We start from the raw sequence: 7,267 nt of genomic DNA, 5'->3' as shown, positions 1-7,267 counted from the left end.
CAAACTTTACTCGATTTCAGATAAAATTCAGCCGTTAGTTTTCTAATAGCTCAAAAAAAGTGGACATTTCGTCAAGTCTTAAAATTCAAATGGTTATTCAAACTAAAATGTTTCACTTCTGAATTTCGTCGGAAGTATGGCACACAACGTTTTGCAGCTTGGCGAAGTGGCGGATTTAGAAGCAATTACTTTCAATTAAGCACTAATGTTTATTAGAAATCCGAATGTTCAATTTAGCACTGAACCCGCCATTTTGCCAAACTGCTGTTATGCACAGTCTTTTTATTCGGTTAATTTTGGTATAAATTGCTCTATTATTTTCCATTCATTTTCATAGTAATTGTTGTGAACTGATTTCCCTTCTGCAGTAAAACTTGTGAAGACTAATCGTCTTATACCTTCATAAATGTTTTTTGGTAAAATTTTGTATTCAATATTTTCAGTCGTTTGATATACAACTTTGTAACCTTGTAAATGCAAAAGTTCTCTATTTGAAATATTTTCAGTCTTATGAGCTTTAAAAACAGTTTCTAAACCTCGTTTTATTTTTAAAGCAATAATCGCATCTTCTTCAATCAATTTTAGATAAAGAATGTTAGCATTTGGATTTTTGCCATTAGAATAATGATAATTCATTCTCTTTTCCAGTATAGAATTTACATAGACTTTGTTTATATGTCCATTGTCGTAGCATTGAAGAAGAAAGCCATCTTTAAACTTTTCGTCAATAGGTAATGAAAACAAACAATTCTCTTCCGAATGTTCTTGTACTTTATATGTGTTGTCACTGAAAAGATTAAAGTAGCAAAGAATTTTGCTATCATAGGAAAATAGATTTACCTGATTTGATTCTTCCAAATCTTCTTCAATCATATCAATAAATGACTTGTGTTTATGATTTGTTGCTGTGGTGCCATTTAACTGGTTTATAGAATCAGATGTTTCGGTATTTTCCTCTAAAATGTCGATATATGATTTATGTTTAGGTATAACATATTCAGATATTTCTTCCTCATTTTCAAATTCTATTTCATCTTCAAATTCTTCTTTTAATTCAATTGGTTTTTCAATTGTTATTTTATGGTCTTTCTTCGTGTTTTTTTCAATAAAATCAATGATTTTTTGTGTTTCTTCTTGCGGACTTCTTTTAAATGCTGAATAAAGTACACGATACACTTTCCATCCAACACGTTCTAAAAATTCCTGTCTTTCAATATCATAAGCCACATCTTCAGGAAGTGAATGAAAGGGGTCGCCATCACATTCTATAGCAATCATTTTTCCGTTATTGTGAACGACTAAATCAATTTTAAAGTTAATATAAACTTGTTTTCCAAGTTTATGATTATAAAATAGTTCAGCTTCTTTTACATTGTATTGTGGTTGGATATAACTATACCCATTTTCAATAAGTGCTTTGGCAATATCACATTCAAACCAGCTGTCAAATGGTTCAGGCACATTGTGTCGGTATCTTTCAATATTGTTGTTATCAATTTGTAATTGAGAAATTGGTTTTGCTTCATCTTTGAAGAAACTTAAGATTTTATTTCTAAAGTCATTTGTTTGTAAATCGTTATGCTCAACTGAATGAAATAAAATCATTTGTTCTTTCGCCCGACTTAATGCTACATTAATTTTTTTAAATTCATCTTGGTCACTAATAATTGCTCGAGGTTTTGCATTTTGGTTTTCTTTCAATTTCTGAAAATCTAATGCAACTCCAAGAGAAACAATCATAACATCTCTTTCATCTCCTTGAAATTTTGGAGAATCTTCTATGATAAGTTTATGCTTATCTATTTTCTCCTTTCCGAATTCATTGGCTAAATCCTCTTTTATGTCTTTTAGTTTTTCAGTATGTTTTGTCAATCCTAAACTTACTACGCCAATGGTTTTATTTGAATATTGTTCGTCTTTTAGTATTCTTTGAAGAAATTTTTTAATTTCTTCGATTTCCTTATAGACAATTTTGTCTTCTGTGAATGCATCGTTAACAAAAATAGTTTCTTTTGGATTAAGTCTATTTGAGTTAATCTGTTTCAGAGGTCGCAAAGAATTATCATAGAATTCTCTTTTTGAAAATTCAATTATTTCAGGAACACATCTAAAATGTTCTCTTAATAATAAATCAGACCTGCCAGCGACCATTTTTGCTAAATCAAACAAACTTGTGTCAGGACGAATTTGAATAATATCGTCTTTCAAAAAGTCTTTTAAAAACTTGTCTTTTATGTGATTGAATGAATTAGAATCAACCATACTTGCATCTGGTGAAGTCTGCTTACTATCGCCAACAATTATGATGTTTTCTGAATAGTAACCTAATAAAACGCTATTGAAATTTAACTGACTTGCTTCATCAACAATAATACAATCAAATATTTCTGGCTCGTGTTCTAATGAGTTCAAAACATCATTAAATTTCATTACCCAACAAGAAAGGTTTTTACTAATTTGAGAGCCTTTTTTTCTAATTGCAATTTGAAACTTTGCGTTATCCTTTATACCTTTTTTTAAACTCTGTGAGTAATCAAATTTGTAACTATTAAGTAGGTTTATAAAAGCATCAATTTCATAATTGTCAAACTTGTTTTTAAAGTTTGACTTTGCTAAGTCAAATAAAATCTCACATTTTACTTGGAATATTTTTTTATTGATAAACGATAATTCTTCTTTACATTTTTGTAAATCAATGAATTCGTTTTCTTTAATAAATCTGTAGGCAGAAGCATATTCAAAATTTTCTTTTGAAATATAATGATTAGGAATATTTTCAAGTGAATCAAAAGTATTCGGGAGCAAATCTCTCAAATATTTTTTTAGGTTGAGAAATGTTTGTTCTACCTCAAGTTGCTTGCCTATTTCTAAAAATTTATTTTTTAAAAGTTCAAAATCTTGTACATCTTCATTTTTTTCAACAGGTAAAAATTTTGAGAATTCATCTTTTAATGAAGATTGTTCAATTAATGAATCAATGTTGTTTAATACGCCAAGTTTCTCAATTAATTGATGATTTATTCTTGCTAATTTGTTAATGTCGTCTTTAAATGAAATTGCTTTTTTTGATAAATTATCAATGTCAAACAAATTAATTTGTGTGTATTCTGAAAAATTGATAAAGTCAGCATTGAATTGAATTTTAGAAACAACTTCCTTATTTATTTCAATCTTCTTTAAAACTTCATTTAAAACCAAGCTCTTTTCATATAGATTAGAGCTGTCATCATAAGATAATGAGAAACCATTTTGTTTCAACAATGTGAAATTTTTACTGATTATAACGAGGTTTTCAATTGCCGATTTTAACTGTAATATTTCAGTTTTAGTATTACATTTTTTTCCATTGACGGTAAATTGCTCTAAATATGAAACTTGCTTAAAATTTGAATTGGTGAGTTTAGTAAAAAATCCAGCTTTTCCATTTTCAGCAAATGATAGGTAAGTTTCAATGTCTAAAAGATATTTTGTTCCGTTTTCAGTTAGATTGCTGAACGATTTGTTTATTGTAATGTTTTCTTGAGTAAACCTATTGTTTAGTTGTTTCTGTAGATTCTCTAATTCCTTTATATTTTTGAGAACGATATCCGAGTTAGAAAATTCATTTGCAATTTTTGTAATGTTCTCTAATTGAATTTTTAACACCTTATCTTTGGAATACTCATTTAATCCTAAATAATTTAATTGATTGATGTATTGTTCTTTAATAATTAGGAAGTTTTTAAAATCAAAATCTTCTAAATTCTTTAATATTGTTGAGATGTCAATATTAACAACATTATTGTATCGGATTTCTGTTCCAACTAATTGTTTGTATTTTAAAATCTCATCTTTTATAACGTCAAAATTGGATATAGCTTCACTTGTTAGTTCATCTTTAATCCAATTCCATTCTTCGGATTCTTTTGATTCAAATTTTTCAACAATTTGATAAGCTCTTAAATCTTTAAAAGTGTCATTTAAATTATATTTTAGATATTCTTTTTCAAGAGCTCTAATAATTTCGGATTTTAATTTTACATATTCAGCTTTTAAATTGTCTAACTCTTCAATTTTGGTTTCAACATTTAGATAAAAGTTGTCTGTAAGAATTTTTGAAATATTGCCAATGCTATTTTCTAGTGAAAATCTTTTTTTTCCATCTTTTCCTAGATTTTCTAGTTCAATTTTAGTGAAAATTAAACTATCGAATGTCTCTGGAATTTTATTTAAAAGAGATTCTAAAGCCTTATCTGTTTGAGCGGTAACAAGTACTCTTTTGCCTTGTGCTAACAAAGAACAAAGTATATTTACGATTGTATGAGATTTTCCAGTTCCTGGAGGTCCTGTTACGACCGTTAATCTGTTTTTTAAATAATTTTCATAAATCTGTTTTTGTTCTTTGTTGAATGGAAGAGGAAAAAATACAGAAAAATCCTCTTCTCCATTTAGGTTTTTAGCTTTGTCTTTATAGGTTTCAAAAAGTTCGTCTTTAAAATAGTTAGGTTTTGTATAAAAATTGTTCCCTGATGATTCTGGATTTCTAACTAATAAATTAAATAGTTTTGCTTCTATTTTATTTTCATCATTATGTTTGATGATTGAATCCGTTAATTTTTCGAAAAAGCGAGGCTTTCTATATTTGATATTTATTGCAGGAGAAAATGATATTTTAAAATAATCTTCTCTGAAATGGTCACTTGCTGGTTTGTAAACTGAATTCTCGAATTCTGAATTACTCGAAATTTTCTGAATAGATTTTACAATTAAATCTTTGAAATCTTTTTCAAAAATATATCCATACCCAAAATTTTGAATTTCTCTTTCAAATGCATCAATTACATTCGATAAATTTTGTTTAATTACAGCGTTATTATTATTCAGAAAAAAAAAGTCAGGATAAGGACTTTCGGATTCCGAAAATGAAATTTTTACAATATTTTTCGCACCAATTTCTACTGATAAAGGGAAATGAAAAAGATGTTGGTTAGTTTTAGAAAGATTTCCTCTATTATCTTGCTTAGAATACTGTATTAATCCAATACTTAAAACAATTTCAAGATTTGAATCAAATTTTATGTCATCATAAGAATTAAATAATTTTGAATGAATCTCTTTTTCTTTCTTAAACCTTTTTAATTTTTCTATTTCAACTTTTCCTTCTACTGAATTCTGAAAACTTATGAGCTCTTCTTCATTCCCGCTAATACTTTCAAACTTATTTTTAGCTTCGTCAAACTCAATGATTTCTATAAATCTATTTGGGATTTGTATGTTTGGTTTATTTGGTTTTTGTAAAGAGAAAACTAGAGGTTGTTTTTTGAATTTTGGAGAAAAAATATCAATTAAGGTTGATTCACATATTCCAGATTCAATGAAGTTTTCTATTTCATCAATCCAAATGAAGTTACTGGAAACAGTTGAATTCAGAACGTCTTTTACTCCTCTTTCGAGTAGCTTTTTATATTCTTTTAGAAATGTTATGTATTGGTTGAGTACGTTCATTTAATTCAATAGTAAAGTTTTCTGTCAAATTTATATTTTTTTTCGGAGTGCGGTTTTAAGATTGTGCATAACGTCCCGCCGGCTTTGCGAAGTTTGGGTTTATATTGTTCCAAATCATTCCATTCGGACTGAAGTCAAATATACAAAAAGATCCTTCCATTAAGCCCAAAAGCCCAAATTTCGCAAAACCGCTGTTGTAGGCAGTTTTTAAATTAATTTCCTATGTTTCGCTAAAAATTCAAGTATTGAAATATTATCGTTATGCGTTTGATTTTCATTCCAACATTTTTGTTCATATTCCTTTAAAATACGCAATTCTTCTTCAGTGTATTCAGAAGGCTTATAATTAACTTCGTATGTTACCAACGAAAATAAAATTGCACGCATTTCAAATTTGTCACCATAAAGGTTTGCGAAATAGATTGGTGTTTTAGGTTGTCCCCAATATTCCTCAATAGTTTTTTCTAAAAGCATTCCATAATCTCTCATAATTTATATTTATTTGGTTTTTAAAAAGATGAATTGTCCATTGCTTTAGCATATGTTAAAAACCATACTCCATTCATAGAAGTACCACAGTCAGGACAGCTTTCAACCATTGAAAATTTTAATCTTCTTCCAGGCACAATTAAAGATTCAAAATTAAATTGACATGCATGGCACATTTCATTATCTTCACCAAAATGATATGTGTCAATCCAAACTTTCCAATCTTCATTTTCAATCTTCCTAAAACCTTCTTGAAATTCTTTTGTAGATTTTAATATTCTAATATTAAAAAAGCCTTCTTTTAAATCAACTTCTGTAACTACACCAAATAAATATTCGTTGTTGTTAGTGTACCAATCTGGATAATTTTCTTTAGCAAAATCTAATTTTTCTTTAGTTATTAGCATAGGAGTTGTAAACTCATAAAAATCTTCAGGTTTGTCATTTGGTGGTGGAGGTATTGCTCCTTGATATCTTTGTTTACTTGCTTCATTCCAACCATCTAATATTGCCTGAATTCTTCTTCTTTTATTTGGATGTGATTCTGAATCAACTTCGCTACCTAATAAGTTCATAGCATTAGTAGCTTGTTCTTGTGTAGCTCCCATTTTGTATAGAACAAAACCTGAAAATTTATCAGCTTGAAGTTCAATATCATGGTTACTAATATTGTTGTTTAAAGTATGCCCAGATAAATGATGACCAATTTCATGCGCTAATATTGAAATAGAGCTCCAATAACTATCTGAATATTCATCTGTAAAACTTAATAATTTAGGATCATAAATAATATAACGTTTGTTATCAATCATTGTAGCAACAGCATTCTGAATATCGCCACTATATATTTCAAAATTTAATGGTAAACCAGAATAAGAAATAATGTTTTCTATAACTTTTATTTCTCGTTCTCGTGGGTAATATATTTTAAGTTCTGCTTTATTTAGATTATAATTAAAACCACAACCTATCTTCAAATTATTTATTTCACCTTCAACATTATTTTTGTCAGGTACACTTATTGAACCGTTCATGTTTTGGTTGGTTTCATTTTCATTTTCTTTTGTTTCTTTACTTTCTTTACAAGAAATAAAAATGAACAAAACTGAAGTTAATAAAAATAATTTCATTGTATTATTTATCATAAAAATGAATTTTTAATAAGTACTTTTTTCACGACGTAGCGGTAAAATTGCCTACAACGTCCCGCCGGCTTTAAGAAGTTGGGGATTTTTGTTCCCAAACCATTCCATAAGGACTGAAGCCAAATATACAAAAAGGCCGTTCCATTAAA

The 7,267-nt window shown here is 28.2% G+C and carries 3 protein-coding genes; all 3 read right to left on the bottom strand.

Annotated elements, in window-relative coordinates; all coding sequences use genetic code 11:
• Positions 1-282: 282 nt before the first annotated feature.
• The 3 genes from Q361_RS12820 to Q361_RS12810 all read right to left on the bottom strand — a co-directional run bounded on the left by Q361_RS12820 (position 283) and on the right by Q361_RS12810 (position 7,118).
• On the bottom strand, positions 283-5,484 hold the full coding sequence (locus Q361_RS12820) for an AAA domain-containing protein (RefSeq protein ID WP_103727133.1): 5,202 nt from the start codon (positions 5,482-5,484) through the stop codon (positions 283-285).
• A 207-nt stretch (positions 5,485-5,691) separates the two neighbouring features.
• Positions 5,692-5,973: a hypothetical protein gene (locus tag Q361_RS12815; protein ID WP_103727132.1), complete on the bottom strand. Its 282-nt coding sequence runs from the start codon at positions 5,971-5,973 to the stop codon at positions 5,692-5,694.
• Positions 5,974-5,993: 20 nt separating this feature from the next.
• Complete coding sequence (locus tag Q361_RS12810; RefSeq protein WP_146047034.1) at positions 5,994-7,118, bottom strand: M48 family metalloprotease; 1,125 nt, start codon at positions 7,116-7,118, stop codon at positions 5,994-5,996.
• Between the last annotated feature and the right edge of the window lie 149 nt (positions 7,119-7,267).

It is taken from the genome of Flavobacterium croceum DSM 17960 (genome assembly GCF_002917885.1).
Lineage (GTDB): Bacteria > Bacteroidota > Bacteroidia > Flavobacteriales > Flavobacteriaceae > Flavobacterium > Flavobacterium croceum.
The sequence above is the reverse complement of the archived record's forward strand: the minus strand, read 5'-3'. Positions and strand labels throughout refer to the sequence as shown.

What these genes read in the sequence shown, in the direction of transcription:
- Q361_RS12815 (WP_103727132.1), bottom strand. Translation starts at nt 5,973, where the DNA reads ATGAGAGATTATGGAATGCTTTTAGAAAAAACTATTGAGGAATATTGG.
- Q361_RS12820 (WP_103727133.1), bottom strand. Translation starts at nt 5,484, where the DNA reads ATGAACGTACTCAACCAATACATAACATTTCTAAAAGAATATAAAAAG.
- Q361_RS12810 (WP_146047034.1), bottom strand. Translation starts at nt 7,118, where the DNA reads ATGATAAATAATACAATGAAATTATTTTTATTAACTTCAGTTTTGTTC.